At 36.5% G+C, this 25,058-nt stretch carries 19 protein-coding genes and 1 riboswitch; of the genes, 14 read left to right on the top strand and 5 right to left on the bottom strand.

From position 1 onward, the window contains the following. The first annotated feature begins 30 nt into the window (after positions 1–30). The 3 genes from fabD to pckA all read left to right on the top strand — a co-directional run bounded on the left by fabD (position 31) and on the right by pckA (position 3,567). A complete protein-coding gene (gene fabD / locus WH267_RS04880) occupies positions 31–906 on the top strand; it encodes an ACP S-malonyltransferase (RefSeq protein WP_340006181.1) in 876 nt (291 codons plus the stop codon). Positions 907–917: 11 nt separating this feature from the next. Next, positions 918–1,823 (top strand): GYDIA family GHMP kinase, encoded by a 906-nt coding sequence (locus tag WH267_RS04875; protein ID WP_340006178.1) that lies wholly within the window; start codon positions 918–920, stop codon positions 1,821–1,823. Between the two features lie 127 nt (positions 1,824–1,950). Beyond that, positions 1,951–3,567: a phosphoenolpyruvate carboxykinase (ATP) gene (pckA, locus tag WH267_RS04870; RefSeq protein ID WP_123320507.1), complete on the top strand. Its 1,617-nt coding sequence runs from the start codon at positions 1,951–1,953 to the stop codon at positions 3,565–3,567. 46 nt (positions 3,568–3,613) lie between these two features. Here the strand turns inward: pckA and WH267_RS04865 are convergent, their stop codons facing one another. Further along, positions 3,614–4,054, bottom strand: coding sequence for a hypothetical protein (locus tag WH267_RS04865; RefSeq protein WP_340006175.1), 441 nt, complete (start codon positions 4,052–4,054; stop codon positions 3,614–3,616). 19 nt (positions 4,055–4,073) lie between these two features. Beyond that, a complete protein-coding gene (locus WH267_RS04860) occupies positions 4,074–4,481 on the bottom strand; it encodes a type II 3-dehydroquinate dehydratase (protein WP_340006174.1) in 408 nt (135 codons plus the stop codon). 299 nt (positions 4,482–4,780) lie between these two features. Here WH267_RS04860 and WH267_RS04855 point away from each other — a divergent pair, with 299 nt between their 5' ends. The 3 genes from WH267_RS04855 (at position 4,781) to WH267_RS04845 (ending at position 11,445) form a co-directional block, all read left to right on the top strand. Beyond that, on the top strand, positions 4,781–6,193 hold the full coding sequence (locus tag WH267_RS04855) for a hypothetical protein (RefSeq protein WP_340006173.1): 1,413 nt from the start codon (positions 4,781–4,783) through the stop codon (positions 6,191–6,193). 623 nt (positions 6,194–6,816) lie between these two features. Continuing rightward, positions 6,817–6,913, top strand: a riboswitch (SAM riboswitch). An 83-nt stretch (positions 6,914–6,996) separates the two neighbouring features. Then, positions 6,997–9,933 (top strand): SusC/RagA family TonB-linked outer membrane protein, encoded by a 2,937-nt coding sequence (locus WH267_RS04850; RefSeq protein WP_340006172.1) that lies wholly within the window; start codon positions 6,997–6,999, stop codon positions 9,931–9,933. A gap of 18 nt (positions 9,934–9,951) precedes the next feature. Next, the gene (locus tag WH267_RS04845; protein WP_340006170.1) at positions 9,952–11,445 is read left to right on the top strand and encodes a RagB/SusD family nutrient uptake outer membrane protein; all 1,494 of its coding nucleotides are present in this window, start codon (positions 9,952–9,954) and stop codon (positions 11,443–11,445) included. 134 nt (positions 11,446–11,579) lie between these two features. Here the strand turns inward: WH267_RS04845 and WH267_RS04840 are convergent, their stop codons facing one another. Next, the gene (locus WH267_RS04840; protein WP_340006168.1) at positions 11,580–12,017 is read right to left on the bottom strand and encodes a hypothetical protein; all 438 of its coding nucleotides are present in this window, start codon (positions 12,015–12,017) and stop codon (positions 11,580–11,582) included. A gap of 59 nt (positions 12,018–12,076) precedes the next feature. Continuing rightward, positions 12,077–12,433, bottom strand: a complete 357-nt coding sequence (locus WH267_RS04835; protein ID WP_340006166.1) for a hypothetical protein — start codon at positions 12,431–12,433, stop codon at positions 12,077–12,079. A 324-nt stretch (positions 12,434–12,757) separates the two neighbouring features. Between WH267_RS04835 and WH267_RS04830 the strand changes: the two genes are divergently transcribed. The 7 genes from WH267_RS04830 to WH267_RS04800 all read left to right on the top strand — a co-directional run bounded on the left by WH267_RS04830 (position 12,758) and on the right by WH267_RS04800 (position 23,334). Then, entirely contained in the window at positions 12,758–13,081 is a 324-nt protein-coding gene (locus tag WH267_RS04830) for a DUF6660 family protein (protein ID WP_340006164.1), read from the top strand. 137 nt (positions 13,082–13,218) lie between these two features. After that, positions 13,219–17,580, top strand: coding sequence for a CusA/CzcA family heavy metal efflux RND transporter (locus WH267_RS04825; RefSeq protein ID WP_340006162.1), 4,362 nt, complete (start codon positions 13,219–13,221; stop codon positions 17,578–17,580). 91 nt (positions 17,581–17,671) lie between these two features. After that, the gene (locus WH267_RS04820; RefSeq protein ID WP_340006161.1) at positions 17,672–18,910 is read left to right on the top strand and encodes an efflux RND transporter periplasmic adaptor subunit; all 1,239 of its coding nucleotides are present in this window, start codon (positions 17,672–17,674) and stop codon (positions 18,908–18,910) included. Between the two features lie 141 nt (positions 18,911–19,051). Beyond that, complete coding sequence (locus WH267_RS04815; RefSeq protein WP_340006160.1) at positions 19,052–19,933, top strand: bestrophin family protein; 882 nt, start codon at positions 19,052–19,054, stop codon at positions 19,931–19,933. An 18-nt stretch (positions 19,934–19,951) separates the two neighbouring features. Continuing rightward, complete coding sequence (locus WH267_RS04810) at positions 19,952–20,857, top strand: cation diffusion facilitator family transporter (protein ID WP_115967992.1); 906 nt, start codon at positions 19,952–19,954, stop codon at positions 20,855–20,857. 18 nt (positions 20,858–20,875) lie between these two features. Continuing rightward, positions 20,876–21,295, top strand: coding sequence for a Fur family transcriptional regulator (locus WH267_RS04805; protein WP_115967991.1), 420 nt, complete (start codon positions 20,876–20,878; stop codon positions 21,293–21,295). A gap of 44 nt (positions 21,296–21,339) precedes the next feature. Beyond that, positions 21,340–23,334 (top strand): heavy metal translocating P-type ATPase, encoded by a 1,995-nt coding sequence (locus tag WH267_RS04800; protein ID WP_340006153.1) that lies wholly within the window; start codon positions 21,340–21,342, stop codon positions 23,332–23,334. A gap of 342 nt (positions 23,335–23,676) precedes the next feature. Here the strand turns inward: WH267_RS04800 and WH267_RS04795 are convergent, their stop codons facing one another. Next, complete coding sequence (locus tag WH267_RS04795; protein ID WP_340006151.1) at positions 23,677–24,204, bottom strand: GNAT family N-acetyltransferase; 528 nt, start codon at positions 24,202–24,204, stop codon at positions 23,677–23,679. Between the two features lie 447 nt (positions 24,205–24,651). On the opposite strand from WH267_RS04795, the gene WH267_RS04790 reads away from it, so the two are divergent. Then, entirely contained in the window at positions 24,652–25,014 is a 363-nt protein-coding gene (locus WH267_RS04790) for a hypothetical protein (protein ID WP_340006149.1), read from the top strand. Positions 25,015–25,058 lie beyond the last annotated feature (44 nt).

Here is a 25,058-nt window from a genome sequence, read left to right as displayed (position 1 = left end):
GTTATATTTGCATAATATTTAATTCAATACATGAAAGCACTTGTATTTCCAGGGCAGGGTTCTCAGTTCATAGGAATGGGAAAAGAATTGTATGATTCTAGAAAAGATATTAAAGATCTGATGGAATCTGCCAATGAAATTTTAGGTTTCGATATTCTTTCCATTATGTTTAACGGAACGGATGCGGATCTTAAGAAAACAGAGGTTACCCAGCCTTCAATTTTTATACATTCAGTAGCAGCATTAAAAGCAGTAAACGGTCTTGGAGCTGAAATGGTGGCAGGACACTCTTTAGGAGAGTTCTCAGCATTAGTAGCTAACGGCGTTTTATCTTTTGATGATGGTTTGAAATTGGTTTCAGAGAGAGCTAAGGCTATGCAGGATGCTTGTGATGCTAATCCAAGTTCAATGGCAGCTATTTTAGGTCTTGAAGATGCTAAAGTAGAAGAAATCTGTGCACAGATCAGTGGAATCGTAGTTCCGGCAAACTATAACTGCCCGGGACAGCTGGTAATTTCAGGAGAAACTTCTGCAGTAGAAGAAGCTTGTGCAAAGCTGAAAGAAGCAGGGGCAAAAAGAGCTTTATTGTTACCGGTAAACGGAGCTTTCCATTCACCATTGATGCAGCCGGCTCAGGAAAGATTAGCAGCAGCTATCGAAAACACGAAATTCAGAAAAGCGACTATTCCTGTATATCAGAATATTACCACTACAGCAGTGACGAATCCTGATGAGATCAAGCAAAACCTTATTGCTCAGCTTACAGGACCTGTAAAATGGACTCAGTCTGTACAAAATATGATTAAAGACGGTGCGTCTAATTTTATAGAAGTAGGACCGGGAAAAACCCTTCAGGGATTGATCAAAAAAATTGACGGATCTGTAGAATCTAATTCTGCGATCTAATTAATAAAAATATGAGCGCGATATTTTCACCGGGCAAGCTTATGCTTACTTCAGAATATTTCGCAATCGACGGAGCTCTTGTCTTAGCGGTACCTACCAGGCTGGGACAAGAGTTTTTCTTTGAAGAAAAAGATGATAATCAGTCTTTGATACTTTGGGAAGCACTCCATCAGAATCAACCTTGGTTAAAAGCTGTCATCAATTATAAAAATTGGCAGATTCTTGAAACCAATATTCCATCAAGCGCTGAATTTATTTTAAAAACATTAAAGAATGTTCAGCAGCTTTCTGCTACAAAATTCAAAAACGACTTTACTTATCACTTAAAAACCAACCTCCAGTTCCCTGCTGATTTTGGCCTTGGAAGCAGTTCAACCTTAATGAATAACCTTTCGGAGTGGGCAGAAATAGATCCTTTTTATTTAAATACAATCAGTTTAGGTGGAAGTGGATATGATATTGCTGTTGCAAAAGAAAAATCTGCAGTACTTTTTCAGAGCAAGCCTGAGATCAGATATGAGAAAGTAGATTTTAATCCTTCTTTTAAAAATGAACTGATCTTTATCCATTTAAATCAGAAGCAGGATAGCCGTGAAGCAATCAGTCTTTATAAATCAAAAACAAAGTCTCAGGAATTAGTAAATGAATTTTCAGATATCACAAAGAAAATTTTATTATGCAATGAATTGGAAAATTTTTCTGAATTAATGATGATTCATGAGGGTAAAATTTCAAATTTTATTGAAATTCCTACAGTTAAAGAAAAATTATTCTCAGATTGCCCCGTATTTGTAAAAAGTTTGGGCGCATGGGGGGGAGATTTTGTCCTGAGTGCCAAATTTGGGGGCTTTAAAGACTATTTTTGGGAGAAAGGTTTCACCACTATTTTTGAATGGAAAAATTTAATTAATTTATAATCAGTATTTTACGGTCGGGTTTTTTTATTTGTCATTCTGACTTATATCAGTATATTTAAACCACCTTTAACAAATAATTAATATTATTTTTGTTGAAGTCAATAAAGAAATAGAAAATATAAGTAAAATGAAAAACACTAAAATCATCCAGGATTTAGAGAAATTAGGGATTAAAGGAAACTATGAAGTAGTGTATAACCCTTCTTATGAAGAATTGTACCAGGCTGAAGTTTCTCCTGAAAATCAGGGGTTTGAGAAAGCGGAACTTACGGAATCGGGCGCGGTATCAGTAAAAACAGGAATTTTCACAGGTCGTTCACCTAAAGACAGATATATTGTTCAGGATGATGTTACAAGAGATACTATTTTCTGGGATGGTAAAGTAAACTTACCTACTAATGCAGAAATTTTCGGGTCTTGTAAAGAACTAGTGCTGAACCAGCTTGCTGAATCTAAAAAGATTTATGTAGTAGATACATTCTGCGGAACGAATGCAGATACGAGACTTAAAGTAAGATTTATCGTTGAAGTAGCATGGCAGGCGCATTTTGTTACGAATATGTTTATTCGTCCTTCTCACTATGAGCTTGAAAACTTTGGAGAGCCAGATTTCACAGTAATCAACGGTTCTAAAACAACAAACCCTAACTGGGAAGCTCAAGGATTAAATTCTGAAAACTTTATCATGTTCAACCTTACTGAAAAACTACAGATTATTGGTGGTACTTGGTATGGAGGTGAAATGAAAAAAGGAATGTTCGCTATGATGAACTATTACCTTCCATTAAAAGGTATGGCTTCAATGCACTGTTCTGCTAACGTAGGAGAAAAAGGTGATGTAGCTTTATTCTTTGGTCTTTCAGGAACAGGGAAAACTACCTTGTCTGCAGATCCGAAAAGATATCTTATTGGTGATGATGAACATGGTTGGGATAACAATGGAGTATTTAACTATGAAGGTGGATGCTATGCTAAAGTTATCGATTTATCTGAAGAAAAAGAACCGGATATCTTCGCTGCAATAAAGAGAGATGCACTTCTTGAAAACGTTGTTGTTAACAATGGAGTAGCAGATTATACAGACGGATCTATCACTGAGAACACAAGAGTTTCTTACCCAATTTATCATATCAACAAGATTGTATTGCCATCTAAGGCTGGCCATGCTAAAAAGATTGTTTATCTTTCTGCGGATGCATTCGGAGTACTTCCTCCGGTTTCTATCCTGAACGAAGATCAGGCTCAGTACCACTTCCTTTGCGGTTATACGTCTAAATTAGCAGGAACTGAAAGAGGAATTACTGAACCTCAGCCATCTTTTTCACCGGCATTTGGTGAAGCGTTCCTTACATTACACCCAACAATGTATTCTAAAACATTGATCGGAAAAATGAAAGAGCACGGAGCTAAAGCATATTTAGTAAACACTGGCTGGAATGGTACAGGTAAGAGAATTTCTTTAAAAGATACCAGAGCGATCATTGATGCGATCATTGACGGATCTATTGATAACGCTCCTAAAACTCAGGTTCCAATCATGAACCTTGAAATTCCTACTGAGCTTCCAAACGTTTCTGCAGGTATTTTAGATCCTAGAGATACTTATGAGAATGCTTCAGAATGGGAAGAGAAAGCAAAAGATCTTGCTTCAAGATATATTAAAAACTTCGAACAGTATTGTGATACTGAAGAAGGTAAGAGATTGATTGCTTCAGGTCCTCAATTACAGGAACAAACTATCTAATAGTATTCCATAAAGATAAATAAGCCTCATCACTGATGAGGCTTTTTTATTGATATTTTCTGCAATTTTCAATTAATTCATTTTGTTCGTCCAGTTTATAAATTGCTGATCGAATTGATTGTTCATTAATCTTTTTGACAATAATATATTTAGATATTAAGTAAAAAGATTCTTCATCCAATGCTTCATCTAAATACTTTGGGGTAGTAAAGACTACCCAATATTTATTGTGGTTTGAGAAGGTAATGGTTACTTCTACAGTATCAGATTCTTCATACAGTATTTCATCATCTATATGAATTGATACTATTTCAGGTTCATTATTTAAACTGAAATTAAATTTTGAGTACCATTTAAGTTTATTCTCATCATTCCAGATTCTGACATTATCAGAGCTTATTTCTTCAATGATATATGATTTTCTCTTGGTGAGCTGATTGGGATAAATCGAAATTTTATTACAATAAATTTTACCTTTTATTTTCATAAAATCTATCATTTTGAACTTACTTTAGGCTCAGTAAAGCTAATCTGTATCCATCCATTCCAAAGCCGGATAATACAGCATCAGTACACGCTGCGGTTACGGATTTCTGTCTGAATTCCTCTCTTTTATAAATATTACTGATATGCACTTCTATCTTTGGTTTCCGGATGTTCTTCAGGCAGTCAGCAATAGCATAGGAATAGTGAGTGAAAGCTCCCGGGTTAATCACTACTGCATCAAAATCATCTTCCTGAAGCCTGTTGATAAGCTCTCCTTCAATATTGGACTGATAATATTTCAGCTCATGAGTTTGAAACTCAGACTTTAGGTTTTTCAAATAAGCTTCCATGGAAACAATACCATAGATTTCCGGTTCTCTGGTGCCTAAAAGATTGAGGTTAGGCCCATTAATAATTAATACTTTCATAAAAAGAATTTACCCAAAGATAAATATTTTCCAGCCATTATTGATGGAGGTAATTTTCAGATTTTACTGGATATATCTGAAGAAGTGATTAGGGTTGATTTTTTTGTAAAATGATGGATATCCACTATTTACTCATTATGGCTTTGGGAGTACTTTTGTTGCAGGAATTCAAAATCTATTCTTTTTTATTAAGAATATGATGGATATTGTTAACCAGATGAATATATGAACTTAATATAAAATTAAATTTTTTTATGAAACAGAGTATTTAATAGAAAAACAACTTAAAAACAACAATAATGAGAAAAAAAATAATATTATTTCTCTGTATTTTTTTGTTATCAAAATTATACAGTCAAGGAGGAAAAATAGGAATAGATACATCTAATCCTCATCAAAAAACAGTTTTAGATATTGTTTCTAAAGGAAATAATACCGGGGTATTATTCCCTAGGCTTAAAACGTCCGATGTTACCTCAATTGGTCCTGCCATGGGGGATGCTCTTGTAGATGGCTTATGGGTTTATAATACAGATACAAAATGTTATAACTATTGGGCTGCTGCTCCTCAGAATCAATGGCTGCAGATTTGTGGAACACCAATTACCGGTGTTTCTACAGGCTCTGCTGTATTAAATTGTGCAGGAGCCACCTCCACAGGTAATTTGGTAAATGGGCAGGCTGCAAGCGGAGTATCCTTTACGATCCCATATACTGCGGGTAACGGAGGTCCTTATGCGGCACAAAGTATTGCTTCTACGGGGGTAACAGGTCTTACTGCTGCTATTGCTGCCGGGAACTTGAATAATGGATCGGGAAGCCTTACCTATACAGTAAGCGGGACACCTGCATCAGCAGGAACAGTAAGCTTTGCAGTTACCATAGGAGGTTCTACATGTACGGTAAACTTTACCGTAAATGCAGGATATGATTTGTCTAAGTTGAAAATACTTTCTGTAGGAGCATCTCCTTTTGGGGTAGATGGTACTACTAGCGGGTTAGGTGCTGTAATGAATAATCCATTTATTTTCAGTTCTTATTATCCTGGTGGAAGTAATCCTGCTGCGATGATCCAAACAACCGGACAATGGAGTGTGACAAGACGTGTTGTGAGTAGTGGCGGTATTAACGACTTAAATATTGGTGGGTATAAATTACTATTGGTATCCTATACTTATGATCTTACAAGTGCTGCGGAAGTAAGTGCTGTACAGATGTTTGTAAATAACGGAGGTACTGTTATATGGTATAGTGAAACAACTGGGGCGAATACCCTAAACATGATCAGGGCTTACGCAGGAGCTGGTGCAACTCAGGGAACCTGGAGTGATTGTTTTGCTTATAATATTCCTTCATCTTCTGCATTGAATGGTGATTTTGGAGATGCACGGAACACTTTATTAGGGAATGATGCCTGTACTTCAAGAGATTTAAGCAATTATGATTCCTCTTTAATTGAGGCTATGTCAGTATCTCAAACTACAGGAAATGTTGTAGCATTTAAATCTAAAACTAAAGAATTCTATTGGTTTGGTGATGGCGGAGTAACTAGGTATAATGGAACTGTACCTCCGGTAAGTGGTAATACGTCTCCTTGGTTACTAGACGCTAATAAGAAGCCTGTCATTGGGCAATGGAACGGACAGGGTAATGTTGCTAACTCCATTGTAATGATGAATATCATTGTAAAAGCTCTGAAAGCTGCTCAATAAGTAGGATAGATTTAATTTTATATAATAAAGAGACAGTTGATTAGCTGTCTCTTTTTATGGGTCTATGAAGTTTAATTCAAAGTTTGAAACGGTTCCTGAAGTTTTTCGGTGAATATTTAATTCATACTCCCAAATGCATATTTTATGATGTAATTGATGGATTTCTACTATTTCCGGTAATTTATTATACGGCTAAATTTGTTGTAAAGCATTTCATAAAAAGAATGAACCTTATGATCGAATTTTTAATGCTCATGATCAGATTTTATTTATAATTAGAGATTTTGACTTATAGATACATACAATGTTTGGTGATTAATGGCTTGCGGACCGATTGTTGAATTGCTTTATGGAATAGGTTTTCATTGATTGTACGCAGGCTGTTTTTTTGAGATTTGATTTGGATGATGGCACGCAAGTGCCATTTTTTTTGTTTCCATATTATTTTGAATTATCGATAATGATTTTTGTCATGTTTGAAAAAGTGATAATCTTTGTAATTCCTTTTTACTATGGCTTTTAATAAAAACTTATGTTAATTTTTGAAAATTTATCATGAAAAAATAATAAGTCTACTTGTTTTATAGACTAAAAGTTTATAGCTTTGCAACCATATTTCGATCGGCTTATAAAGAAAGATGGAGGGAACTGACCCAATGATATCTTGACAACCTGCATTATGTAAGGTGTTACATTCAGCCTTTAAAGGAAAAATAAGCATTTGGTTTATCGTATTTATCGATGCCCTTTGCTGTCTTTTCAGTAAAGGGTGAAATTTTAATATATGGTAAATAAAATTGATTATGATTAATAAAAATTTATTCAATTCTAAAATTTGGATTCCACCGGTTGCTGCATTTTTCTTAGGTGTGGTAAGTGTAAGCGGACAGAATTCCAAACCGAAAAAAGATACACTTAAAGAAAAGGAAATTGATGAAGTGGTTGTCGTAGCTTACGGAAAAGCAAAACGAAACAGCTATACCGGTTCAGTGGCAACGATTTCCAGTGATAAAATAAATAACAGACCTGTAACCAATGTTACAAAAGCGCTGGAAGGAATGGTGCCCGGAGTTCAGGTTACGGGAGCTTCAGGGCAACCCGGAGCAACATCTGCAATCAGGATCCGTGGGATTGGCTCCGTAAGTGCTTCCAGTGATCCGTTATACGTTGTAGACGGAATTCCTTTTGATGGAAACCTGAACGCTATCAGCCCGAATGATATAGAATCTATCAGTGTGCTGAAAGATGCTACGGCAAGTGCATTGTACGGTTCAAGAGGAGCGAACGGGATCATTATCGTTACTACAAAGTCCGGTAAAAAAGGGGAAGCCAGAGTAAATCTTAATATCAGTCAGGGATTCTCAGGCAGAGCCGTAAAAGATTATGAACAGGTAAATACGGATCAGTACTTTCAATTATATTGGGAGGCAATGAGAAACGGATATCAATCTGGTTCAATCTCTGCACAACAGGCCGCACAGATGGCAACAGATAATATTATTTCTAATCTGGGAATTAATCCTTATGGCGGCAATTATCCAAAACCAATAGGAACTGACGGGAAATTATTACCGGGAGCAAGAGCTTTATGGAATGATGACTGGAGAGACGTTTTGCAAAGGGTAGCTTCCAGAAATCAGGTGGATCTGGATATCAGTGGCGGAAGTGAAAAAAGTAACTATTTCTTCTCATTAGGATATCTGGATGATAAAGGAATGGCAATTGAATCTGGATTTAAGAGATATAATACAAGATTAAAGATCAATTCTGAAGTGAAAAGCTGGTTAAATGTTGGGGCTAATTTAAGTTATACCAACAGTATTCAGCAGGCTCCAAGTTCCTCGGATTCTAAAGCAAGTAATATTATTCAGGCAGCGAGAGCAATACCGTCTTTCTATCCTTATTATGAAAGAAATCCTGACGGATCTTATGTATTGGATGCTGAAGGAAACAGAGTGTATGATTTTGGAAAATACAGACCTACTGCAGCCCTTCAGAATCAAAACCAGGCAGCAAGCTTACCATTAGATAAGAATGAAAATAAGATCGATAACTTTTCGGGAAAAGGATTTATGGAATTGACTTTCCTTCCGGAGCTGAAGTTCAGATCAAGCTTTTCATTGGATCTTGTGAGTTATAATGAACACTATTATACGAATCCACTTCTTGGACAAAGTAAAGAGACCGGAGGATCTGTATCAAAAGCGAATAACAGAACCCTTTCTTATACAACCAGTAATATCCTGACCTATGATAAAAGGTTTGGAAGACATCATATTAATGTGTTGGGAGGTCATGAATTTTATAAATATGACTACCAAACCATTTCCGGTAGCAGACAAGGCTTCTCATTACCTAACTATTATGAGCCGGATGCAGCCTCTTTACTGGTAGATTTTACAGGAAACAGTGATAAATTAAGCTTATTGAGTTTTCTTGGAAAAGTAGAATATGATTTTGATAACAAATACTTCTTATCCGCTTCAGGAAGGGCGGACAGTTCTTCAAGATTTTTGAAAGAAAACAGGTGGGGGAGATTCTGGTCAGTAGGAGGATCCTGGAAACTTTCGAACGAAGAGTTTATTAAAAACTTGAATTTTTTCAATCAGCTTACACTGCGTGCTAGTTATGGAGGACAGGGAAATGATAAACTACTGAAGCCAAACGGACAGCCACTGTATTATGCTTATCCGGAATTATATAAAGACTTTAGCCTGGCCGGAGAACCAGGAAAGACACTGGAAAAAGTAGGGACGCCTAATCTGAAGTGGGAAACGAACCTTAATCTGAACATAGGTCTGGAGTTTGCGATTTTGAACAACAGAATCAAAGGAAATGTGGAATATTTTGAGCGAAAAAGTAAGGACCTTCTGTTTAATGTCCCGGTTGCCCCATCTTTGGGAATCAGTGATTATCCTGCCAATATAGGAACCATAAAGAATACAGGTTTTGAATTTTCATTGTTCACAACCCCTGTTAAAACCAGCGATTTCCAGTGGAATGTTGATGTTAACCTGAGTACTCTCAATAACAAAATAACAAAATTGCCGGGCGGACCTTTCGCGATAGGATCTACCAAACAGCTGAATGTAGGAGGTTCTGTATATGATTTTTATATCCAGGAATGGGTTGGAGTAGATCCAAGTAACGGAAAACCATTGTGGAAAACCATTACGAAAGATGCCAATGGAAATAATGTGGAAGGAACAACCTCAGAGTATGCTAAGGCCAATAAAATATTGCAGGGTTCTGCTTTGCCTAAACTAACAGGAGGAATAAGTACAAGTATTACCTATAAGAATTTTGACTTTTCAGGGTTGGTTACATTTAAAATTGGGGGAAAAATTCTTGATACAGATTATACCTCGATCTTACACAGTGGAAATTCAGGTGGACGTGCATGGAGCACAGAAATGTTGAACAGATGGACTCCGGAAAACCCTTATACGGATGTTCCTGCTTTAAGCACAAAAACGAATAACTGGAATTCCATATCTACAAGATTCCTTTATTCAGGGACGTATGCAAGGATTAAGAATGTAAGTTTAGGATATACGCTTCCGTCAGATTATTTTGAAGCGCTGGGACTGAAGAAATTCAGAATTTATATCCAGGGAGAGAATCTTCTGACCTTCTATAAACATAAAGGGATGGATCCTGAGCAGGCGATAGATGGAACTACCTATTACAGGTATCCGGCAATGAGAACAATCACTTTTGGCCTTCAGGCAACGTTTTAACTTTTAAAATTTGAAACAATGAAAAAATTAAAATATATATCTTTTGCTTTAATCGGATTATGGTCGCTTACAAGCTGCGAAAGTGAAATGGATACTGCTCCTACAGATCAGGCTACCAGCGTAGAGGTTTTCAAAACTGCTGAAAGTGCGGAAACGGTAATCAACGGAACCTGGGCAAAATTTAATAATGACGGAACTACGTTTGCCAATATCGGATATTCAACTGTTTTAAGAGCAAGTGATGCGATGGGAAGCGATGTTGCTGTACTAACGAATAAATATGGGTTCTCATCCACCTACGATTTTACGGAAATGGTCAACAGTACTGTATCCCGTCCTTTATTTATCTGGACGATGCTTTATTCTACGATCAATAATATGAATAATGTTATTGCTAAAATCGATGCTGCAGAAGGAAGCCAGACCAAAAAAGATCAGGTAAAAGGTCAGGCAAAGGCATTGCGTGCATTCTGTTATCTCAATATTGCCAGTTTTTATCAGTTCAGTTACCTTAAAGATAAAACAGCATTAGCTGCACCAATCTATACGGAACCCTCAACAACAAGTTCTGTTACAAAGAAAAAATCCAGTCTGGAAGATATTTATACTTTGATTAAAAGTGATCTTACGGATGCTGATAATTTGCTAAAGAACTATACAAGAAATACCAAGGATAAGATCAACCGTAATGTAGTAAACGGTATCCTGGCAAGAGTTTATCTGAATACCGGGGAATGGAGTAAAGCTGCTGTTGTTGCAAAAACGGCAAGAGAAGGTTTTCCTCTGATGGCTCCGGAAAAGTATAAAGATGGCTTCAATGATATTAATAACGAGGAATGGATCTGGGGAAGCAGACAGACTCAGGAGCAGTCAGATGGAAGTTATGCCTTCCACTATCTGGATGTATCTTCATCAGGGAGCTATTACTACAGTTTTATGGCAGATCCTTATTTTCAAAAATTGTTTGATACCAATGATATCAGAGCTCAATTATTCTCATGGGATAATCTTCCGTCAAGAGAAGGATTGCTGCGATATGCTAAATTTAAATTTAAGTCAACGCTTATTGCAGATATTGTCTATATGAGAGCAGCAGAAATGCATCTGATCGAAGCCGAAGCCGAAGCAAGAATCGGAAATACAGCACAGGCAGTAACGGCTTTAAATCAATTGAGAGCTGCAAGAAAGGCTAACGCTTATACAGGTTCATTAGCACAGAATGATGTAGTAAATGAAATCCTGATTGAAAGAAGAAAAGAATTGTTTGGAGAAGGCTTCTCTCTGTCAGATATTATCAGAACTCAGGGGACAGTGGTCAGAAGACCATTTGTAGATACAGAAGGAAAACCAGTTAAAGTTCAGATAACAATGCCTAACGGAACAGTAAAAACAGTTGATGGGAAAGGACATACCGTATTTGATTTTCCAAACAAAACTCCATTTGTACCGAACAGTAATTATTATTTATTCAGTATTCCGCTGAAGGAGATTGAAAATAATCCCAATTTATAATATACAGTCTAATAATTAGATTTGATTTTTTAGCCACCGCTTTTGCGGTGGTTTTTTATATAAAATAAGTGCCTCAAAAATAAGGCGGTCATTTATCATTGTATCAATAAAAATATTCTGTTTGTATTGAATTTTTATACACTTTGACAAAAGGTAATACAAACACCACTTTCGTCGAACAGTCCATTTTCAGATAAAGTAAAATCAAAATCTTTATCTGGGAATAGATAGTTAAGCCTCATCTTCCAAAATTCCAGAACAGATAATCCTATTTTCTTCTGAGCTTCCGGTTCGTGAGATTTGATGTCTTCAGAAAAATAAAAAACATCGGAGATAGAAAGATTATTTATATACTTTTCCCTTCCTTGCGGGGTATTATCAAATCTATTTTCTTCGTTCTCGCCATAACCCTTAAAATGGGAAAGTAAGTAAATATTATCATTGATCTCAATAAAATCAGGACTCATGGCTTTCATAACAAATAGTATTTGTTCGATTGTTAAAGTGTAGCCAATGTAGGCTAAATCAAACTCTAAATCATTTCCTTCTATAGTCCCTTTGTGTATTTTCATAATCCAAAAAAGTCTCTTAATATCTTAATAATTGCAGCGTGGAGCGGCCAGCTTTGTTTTTAGCGTTGTATGAGGTTGAATTTTATTTTTTGATCTCCCAGCTTCACAAATATAGGATCGCCTACCATATTTCTATAAAAATTATAATCATCAACTCTTAAATTAAAAATAAAAGCTTTTCTATCCTCATTATATACCATTTTATAGGATTTTCCTTTATTTAACATGAAGTAAATCTTCTCCTGATTATCTTCAGTTCCAATAAGTATAAACTCCTTATGCTTCAACGAAGAGATTACGCTTAACTCAACTTTATCTTTATGGTCATTCATTATTTCAAAATAATCCATCTTAGTGGCACATGAGTAAAGCATTAATAAGAAAATAAAGAATGTAATTAATTTGTATTTTTTCATCAATTTGTATTTTTGAACATTTATATTTTTCGTAATAAGGAGTTGTTTGTGGTATCTGTTTAAGAATAATAATAAATCTGTAAAGATAGTAAATGACTATTGGAAAGTAAATTTTATCCTTTATTAATCAGGCTTTACACGTATGTTATTTATATCTGTAATAAAGATCATGCTTAATGGCATTTATTTTGAAAGATACTTGAAAGGTTGTGCAAAAATCTGATTTTCAATGATGTATTATGTAAGTAAGTATTTTGCTTTTTATTATCTATTTAAAATTCCGATGATTCACCCATTTTATAAAAAAACTTTACCTTTGTAACAATGAACCTCTTAAGATGGATACTTGCAATTTATTTCATGGCGTTATCACTGATGCCATGTGAAGACGTATCTCATCCGGTAGATTCAGGAAATAAGAAGATTTCATTAAGCATTCATGGGGCACATTCTTCTGAGAAAGGAGATATCTGCTCACCGCTGTGTGCCTGCAGCTGTTGTCAGATGACGGTTTCAGCATTTAAAATGGATCCTTTACTGGAAATTCCTGAGCAGATTCCTGCTTATTTTTCAAAGAAAATCTTATTTCATAAAAACGACTTCGCTTACCAGATATACGATCCAATCTGGCAGCCTCCTAAAATTTAATTTTATTGACTGTTAGAAAGTTATGCTTTCTAAATCTGCTTGAAACTTTGCAATACCATTGCAGAGGTTTTCATGATATTTTTGCTGCAGTATTCTATACTGTACGCCTATATTTTCAATAAAATTAAATAAAAATCGTGTTAGATAAAATAATAAAATTTAGTATCAAAAATAAGATGATCATTGGTCTTATGACCTTAGTATGGATCATCTGGGGAGTTTGGAGTGCCACCAAGCTTCCGGTAGATGCTGTGCCGGATATTACCAACAACCAGGTACAGATCATTACCGTATGTCCTACATTGGCAGGGCAGGAAGTGGAGCAGCTGGTAACCTTCCCGATAGAACAAAGTATTGCCAATGTTCCTGGCATTCAGGAGACAAGAAGTATCTCAAGATTCGGACTTTCCGTAATTACCGTAGTATTCAAAGAAGAGGTCAACGTGTATTTCGCAAGACAGTTGATCAGTGAGCAACTAAAAAGTGCAGTAGAAGAAATCCCTAAAGGAGTGGGAACTCCTGAGCTGGCTCCTGTAAGTACAGGGCTGGGAGAGGTCTATCAGTATATTCTTCACCCTAAAAAAGGAAGTGAAAAAAAATACAATGCTAAAGAACTACGAACCATGCAGGACTGGATTGTCAGAAGACAACTTAACGGAACACCGGGGGTTGCTGAGATCAACAGTTTCGGGGGAGAGTTAAAGCAATATGAAGTTGCCATAGATCCCAACCGTTTGAAAGCGATGGGAATCAGTATTAGCGACTTATTCACAGCACTTGAAAAAAATAATCAAAATACCGGAGGGGCCTATATTGATAAAAAGCCTAATGCTTACTTTATCCGGGGTATCGGATTGGTATCATCTCTGGAAGATATAAAAAATATAGCCGTAAAAAATGAAACAGGAAGTGTTCCTATTTTTGTAAAAGACGTTGCAGATGTACGTCTGGGAAGCGCAGTTCGATACGGAGCATTAACGTACAATGGGAAAGTAGATGCTGTTGGGGGAGTGGTCATGATGTTAAAGGGAGCCAACAGTAATGAGGTTGTGGAAAGTGTTAAAGCAAAGATTCCCACCATTCAGAAATCTCTTCCGGATGATGTGGTGATTGAGCCATTCCTTGATAGAACAGATCTGGTAAGCAGAGCGATCAGCACGGTAGAAAAGAACCTGATGGAAGGAGCTTTAATTGTTATTTTCGTACTGGTTGTCTTTCTTGGGAACCTGAGAGCAGGACTTATCGTAGCCTCCGCTATTCCACTTTCCTTGTTATTTGCATTGGGAATGATGAATGTTTTCGGGGTAAGTGCCAACCTGATGAGTTTAGGAGCCATAGACTTTGGACTTATTGTTGATGGGGCTGTAATTATCGTTGAAGCCACACTTCATTTATTACACAATAAAAATAAAGGAGTGCTCACCCAGATTCAAATGGATCAAGAAGTAGGAAGTGCAGCTTCCAAAATGATGAACAGTGCCATATTCGGGCAAATTATCATCCTGATTGTATATGTTCCGATTCTTACATTGGCAGGTGTGGAAGGAAAAATGTTTACTCCAATGGCTAAAACAGTAGGTTTTGCCATCATTGGAGCCACCATATTGTCTATCACGTATATTCCGATGATGAGTGCATTGTTTCTATCTAAAAAGATTTCCCATAAAGAGACACTTTCAGATAAAATGATGAATGCAATCCAGAAAGTGTATCAGCCATTATTACAGAAAGCTATTAAAATAAAATATATTATTGTTTCAGCAACGGTTGCCATTTTTGTCATTGCAGCTTTCATCTTTAAAGGGATGGGTGGAGAGTTTATCCCGCAGTTGCAGGAAGGTGACTTTGCATTCCACTGTATTCTTCCTCAGGGAAGCTCTCTGAGCCAGAGTATAGAAACCTCAATGCAGGCTTCCAGAATTATCAAACAATTTGATGAGGTAAAAATGGTAGTAGGAAAAACAGGTTCAGCTGAGGTTCCTACAGATCCGATGCCACCTGAGGCTACCGATATGATCGTAGTATTGAAGCCGCAAAGCGAATGGAAAACTAAAAAATCCTACAATGAACTGGGAGATGAAATCAGTGAAAAATTAGAAGCTATTCCAGGTGTGTTTTTTGAGAAGAATCAACCTATCCAGATGCGTTTCAATGAATTGATGACAGGGATCAGACAGGATGTTGCCGTGAAGATTTTTGGAGAAAATCTTGATTCACTGGCGGTATATGCTGACAAAGTAGGAAGAGTGATTCAGTCTGTTGATGGTGCTACTGCCCCTCAGATTGAAAGAGTGAGTGGTTTACCTCAAATCAATGTACAATATGACAGAACAAGAATTGCCAACTACGGATTAAATATTGAAGACGTTAACAATGCGGTAAGTACTGCCTTCGCAGGAAAAGCTGCAGGACAGGTATTTGAAAATGAAAGACGTTTTGATTTGGTAGTTCGTTTAGACAGCCTTCACAGATCCGATATTGCAGATGTTAATAATTTAATGATTACCACCGCTACAGGAGCTCAGATTCCGTTATCACAGGTTGCTAATGTTAGCTATAAACTGGGCCCTGCTCAAATAAGCCGTGAACAGGGAAAACGTAGAATTGTTATTGGATTTAATGTAAAAGGCCGTGATGTAGAAAGTGTGGTGAAAGATATTCAGGCAAAATTGGATAAAGAGATCAAGCTGCCTTCCGGATATTACTTTACGTATGGGGGAGCATTTGAAAATTTACAGGAAGCCAGCAAACGTTTGATGATTGCTGTTCCGGTATCTTTACTCCTGATATTTATGCTGTTGTATTTCACATTCCGCTCATTAAAACAGGCAGGATTGATCTTTACAGCAATCCCAATGAGTGCTATCGGGGGGGTATTTGCCCTTCTTCTGAGAGATATGCCTTTCAGTATCAGTGCCGGAATCGGGTTTATCGCGCTCTTTGGAGTAGCTGTACTGAATGGAATCGTTTTGATAGGAACTTTCAACCAACTTGAAAAAGATGGAGAGGCCGATCTTTTGAAACGGGTATATGAAGGGACAAAAAGTAGATTAAGACCTGTTTTAATGACTGCTACAGTAGCTTCATTAGGATTTTTGCCGATGGCAATTTCCACAGGAGCGGGAGCAGAAGTTCAGAAGCCTTTGGCAACAGTGGTAATTGGTGGACTGGTATCCGCAACCTTTCTTACCTTGTTTGTACTGCCGATGCTGTATATTATTTTTAACACAAAGATTTTGAAAAGAAAAAACAATAATACGGGAACTCTTACGGTTGTTCTTGTTTTAGGATTAATGATGATGGGGCAGACTTTTAAAGCTCAATCCAAACAGATGTCCGCAGAACAGGCAGTGCAGATGGCCATAGATAATAATTTAGTTTTAAAATCAAAAGATTTAAGTATAAAATCAGCCGAAGCATTAAGACCAACATCTAAGGAACTTCCAAAGCTAAATGTAGAAGCTCAGTTGGGACAATACAACAGCCGGAATTTTGATCAGTCATTTGCCATTTCTCAAAGTATTCCTTTTCCAACACTCTTTAAAGCAAAAAAGGATTTGATCAATGAGAATATTAAAAGTAAGCAGATTGATAAAGAGATAACAGCAAATGAACTGATCAGGCAGGTGCGTACTTATTATTATCAGATTGAATATCTTCAGTTTAATAAAGCACAGCTGACAAGTCTTGACAAGGTGTATGATGATTTTATCAGAATTGCAACCGTAAGATTTAAAGCAGGTGATATTAAAAAAATCGAAATAAATACAGCAGAAACACAAAAAGGAGAAATTGATCTGTTGCTAAGACAGAATGAGGTATATTTAAATAACGCTTATAAGAGTTTAAAAACCATTTTAAATACTTCAGAAGACTTTGAGGTTCCTTTCAATCAAAACTATGAACCTCTGAAAGTAGACAATGTTTTGGATAGTGCAGTGGTAGCTAACAATCCTTCTGTAAGAGCTTTTTACCAGGATATGGAAATTGCGGAGAAGAATAAAAAGGTTGAAAAATCTTTAGGACTGCCTGATTTCAGCTTAAGATATACGAATCAGTCCTTAATTGGTTTTCAGACAGTCAATGGGCAGGAAAGGTATTATGGAAGTGCAAATCGCTTCAATGCAGCGACAATAGGAGTAGGTATTCCTTTGACGTTTGGAGCTACCAAAGCAAAGATTCAGGCACTGGAATATGAAAAACAGGTGGCTGAAACGAATGCAAAAATGCAGCAAAAGCAGCTTGCCACACAGTTGGAAAATGCATTCAGTCAGTATCAGCAGGATATTCAGCAGTATGATTATTATACCAATCAGGCGATACCCAATGCTGAAAAGATTGTAAATGCAGCGCAATTAGGATATAAAACGGGAGAAATATCTTACGTGGAATATCTTTTTGCTTTGCAAACTGCAACCAATATTCAGTTAAAATATCTGGAGTCAATCCAACAAGTTAATCAAGCTGTAGTAACCATTAATTCAATCATTAATAAATAATATGAAATCGCTATTCACAACATTTTCCGGTAGACCAATCCCTATGAAAGTAACGCTGGTATACGATCTTATAAAAAATAAATATGCGCATATGAAACTCAAATATAATATCATAGCTCTTGTTCTTATTTCCCTTTTCATCATAAGTTGTGGAAAGAAAGAAGCTTCAACAGAAAAAACCTCTGAAAAAGCTCCCGAAAAGACAGAACAGAAGACCAATCAGAAAGAAGAAGCTCCTGCAACCATTGCGGCACTCACTGAAGAACAAATGAAATCAGTTGGAGTGGCTATTGGATCTGTAGAAATGAAAGAGCTTACTTCCACCATCAAAGCAAACGGACTATTAAGTGTCCCGAACAGTAATAAAGCGACAATTACCTCTTTATATGGTGGGATTATTAAAACAATAAATATCCAGGTAGGAAGTATTGTAAAAAAAGGACAAGTAATTGCTACGATTGCCAATCCGGAATATGTTCGTCTTCAGGAAGATTATCTGACAACAAACAGCAGAATAACCTATGCCGAGCAGGAATACAGAAGGCAAAAAGAACTTTTTAATAATGACGCAGGGGCAAAGAAAAATTTACAAAGTGCCGATGCTGAATTGAATACCTTAAGAACTAAAAAAGCTTCTCTTCTAAAACAACTTCAGATGATGGGAATAAACCCGGGAAGTGTCAATAACGGAAATATGAGATCAGGTTTGGTGATCACCGCTCCTATCAGTGGAACCATCAGTGGAATTACAGCACAGATTGGAAGTTATGTAGATATTTCTTCTCCTGTGGCTACCGTGATTGATAATGGTTCTATTCACCTGGATCTTCAGATTTTTGAAAAAGACCTTCCGAAAATGAGGGTAGGACAGATTGTTCACTTTAATCTGACTAACAATCCGGAAACGGAATACGATGCAAGAATCTACAGTATAGGATCTTCATTTGAAAATGAGAGTAAAACTATTTCTATGCATTGCGAGGTGATCGGAAATAAAGCAGGGTTAATTGACGGAATGAATATTACGGGTATCGTAAGTCTTGATAAAAGTACAACACCGGCTGTTCCTACCTCAGCGATTGTAGAAGCAGACAGCAAATATTATGTTTTCGTTCAAACCGATAAAAAACCGGAAGAAGAACATGAAGAAAAAGGAAAGCCTCATCCTAAAACAATCAATTTTGAAAAAATAGAAGTGATGAAAGGAACATCAGATATGGGATATACGGCGATTACTCCTATCGGTCAAATTCCTGCTGACGCCAAAATTGTAGTCAAAGGAGCCTTCTTTGTAAATGCTAAACTTGTGAATTCAGGAGAGCATGAATAAGTAGTAATGAATGTGGTAGGAATCAGCTGAATATCAATTTTTATGCTTATATTAGAACTGTTTACGAAATAGTTGATGGAAGTATAAAAAGCTGGTAGGAAGTAAAGATCATCTTACAGTATTTTAATAAATGATTCTACTATGCTATTAAACAAAAGAATATCAATCGGATATTTCCTTCGCGGAATCCAAAATCAGATTCTGTTCATCGGTATATTTGCAGTCACTATAGGGCTTTTGGATATGCTTCCATGGTTCAGGAAAATTTCCCTTCCATTAAATATTCCTGCATTGTTGGGAACTGCAGTATCATTGCTCCTTGCTTTCCGGATTTCCCAATCATATGAAAGATGGTGGGAAGCCAGAACAGTTTGGGGAGCCATCGTTAATGATTCCCGATCTTTGGTAAGGCTGATTATCCAATTTATGCCTGCTGGAGAAGATAAAATCATTAAAGACTTTGCAGAAAGACAGATTATTTGGACCTATGCCCTGGGAGAATCGTTGAGAAAGCAACCCTTTTCTGAAAGAGTACAACAGTATCTTAAAGAAAATAATATCAGCGCTCTCAATATCCCCAATGCTCTTTTGGATGCGCATTCCAGACAATTGAAAGAAGTGGCGGCTGCTAAAGGGATCACAGATTTTCAACAGATGCAGCTGAACGATATGATCACCAGGCTGTGCGACAGCATGGGGAAATGTGAAAGACTTAAAAATACGGTATTTCCAAGATCTTACAGTGTTTTAGTTCATATTTTGATCTATGTATTTGCTGCAATACTTCCTTTTGGATTGGATGACTCGCAGTTAGCAGTAGAAATAGGAATTACTTTTCTGATTCCGATTGTATTCATTACCATTGAAAAAACATCAATCATTATGCAGGATCCATTTGAAAATACACCGGTGGATACTCCTATGACTTCTTTGGCTCAAACCATTGAGATCAATATCAGGCAAATGATTGGTGAACAAGACGTTCCTTTAAAAAAAGAAAATACATCCTATTATGAAATGTAGTTAAAAACCGTACTTACAATGATGGAAGAAACAAAAACACAGATACAAACAACCTCCGCAGCCAGTAAGCATAAAAAGAACCTGCTGATTGTACTTGCTTTAAGCGGTACTTACCTTATTGCTGAAGTAATAGGAGGAATTGTTACCAATAGCCTTGCTTTATTAGCAGATGCAGCACACATGCTGACAGACGTGGTTGGATTGCTTTTAGCCTTTATTGCCATAAAAATTGGAGAGAGAAAAGCAGATCCCTCCAAAACATACGGATATTATCGCACTGAAATATTAGCAGCGGTCATTAATGCTGTTGTTTTATTGGGAATATCAATATATGTTTTAATTGAAGCTTACAAACGTTTTCAGGATCCACCGGAAGTACAAAGTACATCCATGCTGATTGTGGCCGGAATCGGATTATTGGTTAATGTTGTTGGTTTAATGATTTTAAGAAAAGATTCGGAAGCCAGTCTGAATATGAAAGGTGCTTATTTTGAAGTACTTTCAGATATGCTTACTTCCGTTGGTGTAATGATAGCCGGAGTTATTATGTTGACAACAGGTTGGTATTATGCTGACCCTTTGATTTCTGCTGCTATTGGATTATTGATTTTTCCAAGAACATGGAAATTACTGATGGAAGCCGTTCATATTTTGCTGGAAGGAACTCCAAAAGATGTAGACATTCAGGAGCTGCGTACATCGCTGGAGCAGACCCAGGGGGTAAAAAATGTTCATGATCTCCATGTATGGTCTCTTACCTCAAGTGTGAATGCTATGAGTGCCCACATCGTAAAAGATGAAGAGGCTAGCCAGAATCAGCTGTTGAAAACATTAACGGATAAAACGACTCAAAATTTTAAAATCAGTCACACTACTTTTCAGATTGAAGAAGAAGGATACGAAGAAAATGAAGTCCATCTGTAAAAAATTAAATTGTTACCAATGAAAAAAGATATAGAAAGTAAACTCATCGATAAAAATACCAAACCTACCAGTATGAGGATTTTGGTATATGATTTTTTGAGTTCTCAGGATGCAGCATTGTCTCTTTCAGAAATAGAAAATCATTTTGATAATGCTGATAGAATTACCATTTACAGAACATTAAAAACCTTTGAAGAAAAGGGTATTGTCCATAGTATTCAGGAGAACACCACTACAAAATACAAATTGTGTGAGGATGATTGTGATGAAAAAACACATAAAGACTGGCATCTCCATTTCTATTGTAAAATATGCAAACAGACGACCTGTAAAGAAGATATTTCCTTTCCGGAAAACATCCAAACGAATTTTCGTATCGATGAAATAAGACTCTTTGCTAAAGGAATCTGCGAAAACTGTCTTGAAAGTTTGCAATAGCATTGCATCAGTCTCACTATTAAATTTGTATAAAAATATCAGTTATGGAAAAATGCTGTAGTACAACCCAAGAAAAACCAAATACAAAAGGACATCCTCATAATCATTCAGAAGGAGATGGGCATAACCATGACCACGATCATGATGACCATGGTCATTCTCACGATACCGGAGATCAGACTGTTTTTCAGATGTTTCTCCCGGCGATTATATCCTTTGCTCTGTTATTGTTAGGAATTACTTTTGATAATTATATAAAACCTTCATGGTTTACAGGCTGGGTACGTTTAGTCTGGTTTCTGGCAGCTTATATTCCTGTAGGGCTTCCTGTAGTGAAAGACGCTTATAAAAGTATTATCAAAGGTGATGTGTTTTCAGAATTCTTTTTGATGAGTATTGCTACCATTGGTGCTTTTATCATCGGGGAATATCCTGAAGGAGTAGCAGTAATGCTTTTCTACGCAGTAGGAGAAGTATTTCAGACTATGGCAGTTTCAAGAGCCAAAGGAAATATAAAAGCTTTACTTGATCAGCGGCCTGATGAGGTAACGATTATGGAAAATAATCAGCCTAAAACGATAAAAGCTAAAGAGACCAAAGTAGGTGATGTTGTCCAACTGAAGCCTGGTGAAAAACTGGCATTAGACGGAGAATTGCTTTCAGATTCTGCATCATTCAATACAGCAGCTTTAACCGGTGAAAGTAAACCGGATACTAAAAATAAAGGTGAAGTGGCATTGGCAGGGATGATCAATATGAACAGTATTGCCCTTGTAAAAGTAACGACGGCTTATGAAGATAGTAAATTAAGCAAGATATTGGAGCTGGTTCAGAATGCAACCGCCCAAAAAGCTCCTACTGAATTATTCATCAGAAAATTTGCGAAAGTATACACTCCAATTGTTGTATTTCTGGCCATAGGAATTACTTTCTTACCTTATTTCTTTGTTGGTGATTACCAGCTTAGAGATTGGTTGTACAGAGCATTAATCTTCCTTGTGATTTCATGTCCTTGTGCATTGGTGATCTCTATTCCGCTAGGATACTTTGGAGGAATCGGAGCTGCCAGCAGAAACGGGATTTTGTTTAAAGGAAGTAACTTCCTGGATAGCATTGCAGAAATTCAGAATGTAATGATGGATAAAACGGGAACCATGACGGAAGGAGTTTTCAAAGTTCAGGAAGTAAGTATTAATTCGGAATTTAATAAGGACGAAATCATGCAGCTGGTTAACCTGTTGGAAAGTAAAAGTACACACCCTGTAGCCACTGCCATACACAATTATGTAGGAGATATTAATTATTCCATTCCAATGGAGAATGTAGAAGAAATTGCCGGACATGGATTAAAGGCGACAGTGAATGGTAAAGAACTTCTGGTAGGGAATTTCAAATTAATGGATAAATTCAATATCAGCTATGATATCAACCATGCTAATATTGTGTATACCCTTATTGCTGTTGCGTATGATAAAAAATTTGCAGGGTACATCACTATCGCAGACAGTATTAAAGCAGACGCAAAAGAAACGGTAGATAATCTTCACAAAATGGGAGTAAAAGCTACCATGCTGAGTGGTGATAAAGGAACCGTGGTAAAATATGTAGCCGATCAGCTGGGAATTGATAATGCATTCGGAGATCTTTTGCCAGAAGATAAAGTGAATAAAGTAAAAGAGATCAAAGCAAAAAATCAGACCGTAGCTTTCGTAGGAGATGGAGTGAATGATGCTCCGGTAGTAGCTTTAAGTGATGTTGGAATCGCGATGGGAGGCTTAGGAAGTGATGCTACTATTGAGACGGCAGATGTTGTTATTCAGGATGATAAACCAAGTAAAATCCCAATGGCAATCAATATCGGTAAACAAACGAAAAAGATTGTCTGGCAGAATATTATCCTTGCTTTTGCTGTAAAAGCTGTAGTTCTTGTACTGGGTGCCGGAGGTTTAGCAACGATGTGGGAAGCTGTATTTGCTGATGTGGGTGTTGCTTTGCTAGCGATCTTAAATGCCGTGAGAATTCAGAGAATGAAGTTTTAAAATTAAATAACGTACAACTATATTATATTAATGAAGGCTCTGCTGATTACGGCGGAGTCTTTTTTGTGAAAAGGTGATGCTTTAGAACATGAATTTTAATTTTTTTCTATGTGCCTGTGTGGTTAGAAAAATTTAAACGACATAGGCACATAGGTTTTAAGCAAAATAAATTAATTCGTGCATTCGTGGCCATTAAATGTCCGGCATCCAATTTTATCGCAGATAAAATCTTTGCACCTTAAAACGTAATCTTTTAAAAATTCTTAGCGTCCTTGCGCATTCCAACAAAGCCAATAAAAAAGCCCTGCCGAGAAAACAACAGAGCTTAACAAGATTAAACTTTTATAAAGAACTAATTTTTCGTTTTGATAAGGCAAAGAAATCAAAGTCCTCTTTTCCAATACTGAATTGATGTTTCCCAACCTTGGTAAAACCGTTTTTATCATAAAACTGTAATGCTCTCTCATTGGAGTTCAGAACGGATAGCCAGATATACTTCTGATCAGAATTTTCAAAAGAAGTCATCAGTTCATCCATCAGTGCCTTTCCTGCTTTTTTATCCAAAAATTCTTTAAGGACATAGATCTTTTGTAGCTGGGAGGCTGCAGTGGAGCTAATAAAGTCAATAGGAGAATGTGCTTTCAGTTTTGCATACCCAATCGGAAGTTCATTCCAAAAGGCAATCCAGAATTTATTATTAGGGTTCTGTATGCTGTTCCTGATTTTAGAAACACTGAAAGTCCGTTCAAAATAATCAAATAAGTCCTTTGGATCCCGGAAATGTTCCGAGAATGTTTCTGTGAAGGTTATCCTTCCCAGCAGGGCAATATGTTGAGCATCTTCTGCTGTAGCGGTTCTTACCTGGATCATGATATAGATTCTGAAACCTAAGAATCAAAGTTCGTAATAATATGACAATGATAACAGATACAGTTTTATTAAATTTATAGGGAACAGATTGTTCTAGATAGGTGAAAACTCTCGCGAATTTTGCTGATTACGTAGATTTTTATCCACAATCATCTGTGAAAATTTGTGTTATCTGTGGTTAATTATATTGCCACTAATTTGCGAATAAAATTTAAGTGTTATAAAATATAAGCCCAAAACAGACTTTTCTATGTGTGGTTAGTATTTTTAAACAGCATAGAAATATAGATTTTATGCGTCTTAAAAAACGTAATCCTGAAAACTCTCTGCACCTTCGAATATTCCAAAAAAGATTTAGCAGCTCAAACAAAGCCATCAATGACATTCATCATAAATAGAACAGAAAACAGTTTTGAAGTAGTATATTTGTAACACAGAACAAAAGAGTTGAGGTTATTTATTTCCATATTTATCATTTTTACGGTTGCAATACGTCCTGTATTGCCACTGGTAAACTATGCGGTAAATTATGATTATATTGTACAAAACCTTTGTGAAAACAGAGAAATCCCTCAATCTACCTGTAAAGGAAAATGCTATGTGGAAAAAGAGCTGGCAAAAACAGAAAGACAATCAAACAGTTCACAGACTGTAAAGATTGCCGGACTGGATGTTTTTATTTCCAATGAGATTCTTTTCTGTTCAAACAAAACAGAACCTGAGCCACTGGCTGAGGCTCCGGATTCAGATTACTTTGATTCCTATTCTTCAGATTATTTTTTCAGGATATTCCATCCTCCTTTAGCATAAATTTATTTTGAACTAAGGTTTTAGTTTTTTAGCTAAAATGCATC

The sequence above is a fragment of the Chryseobacterium sp. MYb328 genome (assembly GCF_037572595.1).
In the GTDB taxonomy this organism is placed as follows: domain Bacteria; phylum Bacteroidota; class Bacteroidia; order Flavobacteriales; family Weeksellaceae; genus Chryseobacterium; species Chryseobacterium pennae.
The sequence above is the reverse complement of the archived record's forward strand: the minus strand, read 5'-3'. Positions and strand labels throughout refer to the sequence as shown.

Coding starts and splice junctions, on each gene's coding strand:
- fabD (WP_340006181.1), top strand. CDS start 31: ATGAAAGCACTTGTATTTCCAGGGCAGGGTTCTCAGTTCATAGGAATG.
- WH267_RS04875 (WP_340006178.1), top strand. CDS start 918: ATGAGCGCGATATTTTCACCGGGCAAGCTTATGCTTACTTCAGAATAT.
- pckA (WP_123320507.1), top strand. CDS start 1,951: ATGAAAAACACTAAAATCATCCAGGATTTAGAGAAATTAGGGATTAAA.
- WH267_RS04865 (WP_340006175.1), bottom strand. CDS start 4,054: ATGAAAATAAAAGGTAAAATTTATTGTAATAAAATTTCGATTTATCCC.
- WH267_RS04860 (WP_340006174.1), bottom strand. CDS start 4,481: ATGAAAGTATTAATTATTAATGGGCCTAACCTCAATCTTTTAGGCACC.
- WH267_RS04855 (WP_340006173.1), top strand. CDS start 4,781: ATGAGAAAAAAAATAATATTATTTCTCTGTATTTTTTTGTTATCAAAA.
- WH267_RS04850 (WP_340006172.1), top strand. CDS start 6,997: ATGATTAATAAAAATTTATTCAATTCTAAAATTTGGATTCCACCGGTT.
- WH267_RS04845 (WP_340006170.1), top strand. CDS start 9,952: ATGAAAAAATTAAAATATATATCTTTTGCTTTAATCGGATTATGGTCG.
- WH267_RS04840 (WP_340006168.1), bottom strand. CDS start 12,017: ATGAAAATACACAAAGGGACTATAGAAGGAAATGATTTAGAGTTTGAT.
- WH267_RS04835 (WP_340006166.1), bottom strand. CDS start 12,433: ATGAAAAAATACAAATTAATTACATTCTTTATTTTCTTATTAATGCTT.
- WH267_RS04830 (WP_340006164.1), top strand. CDS start 12,758: ATGAACCTCTTAAGATGGATACTTGCAATTTATTTCATGGCGTTATCA.
- WH267_RS04820 (WP_340006161.1), top strand. CDS start 17,672: ATGAAACTCAAATATAATATCATAGCTCTTGTTCTTATTTCCCTTTTC.
- WH267_RS04815 (WP_340006160.1), top strand. CDS start 19,052: ATGCTATTAAACAAAAGAATATCAATCGGATATTTCCTTCGCGGAATC.
- WH267_RS04810 (WP_115967992.1), top strand. CDS start 19,952: ATGATGGAAGAAACAAAAACACAGATACAAACAACCTCCGCAGCCAGT.
- WH267_RS04805 (WP_115967991.1), top strand. CDS start 20,876: ATGAAAAAAGATATAGAAAGTAAACTCATCGATAAAAATACCAAACCT.
- WH267_RS04800 (WP_340006153.1), top strand. CDS start 21,340: ATGGAAAAATGCTGTAGTACAACCCAAGAAAAACCAAATACAAAAGGA.
- WH267_RS04795 (WP_340006151.1), bottom strand. CDS start 24,204: ATGATCCAGGTAAGAACCGCTACAGCAGAAGATGCTCAACATATTGCC.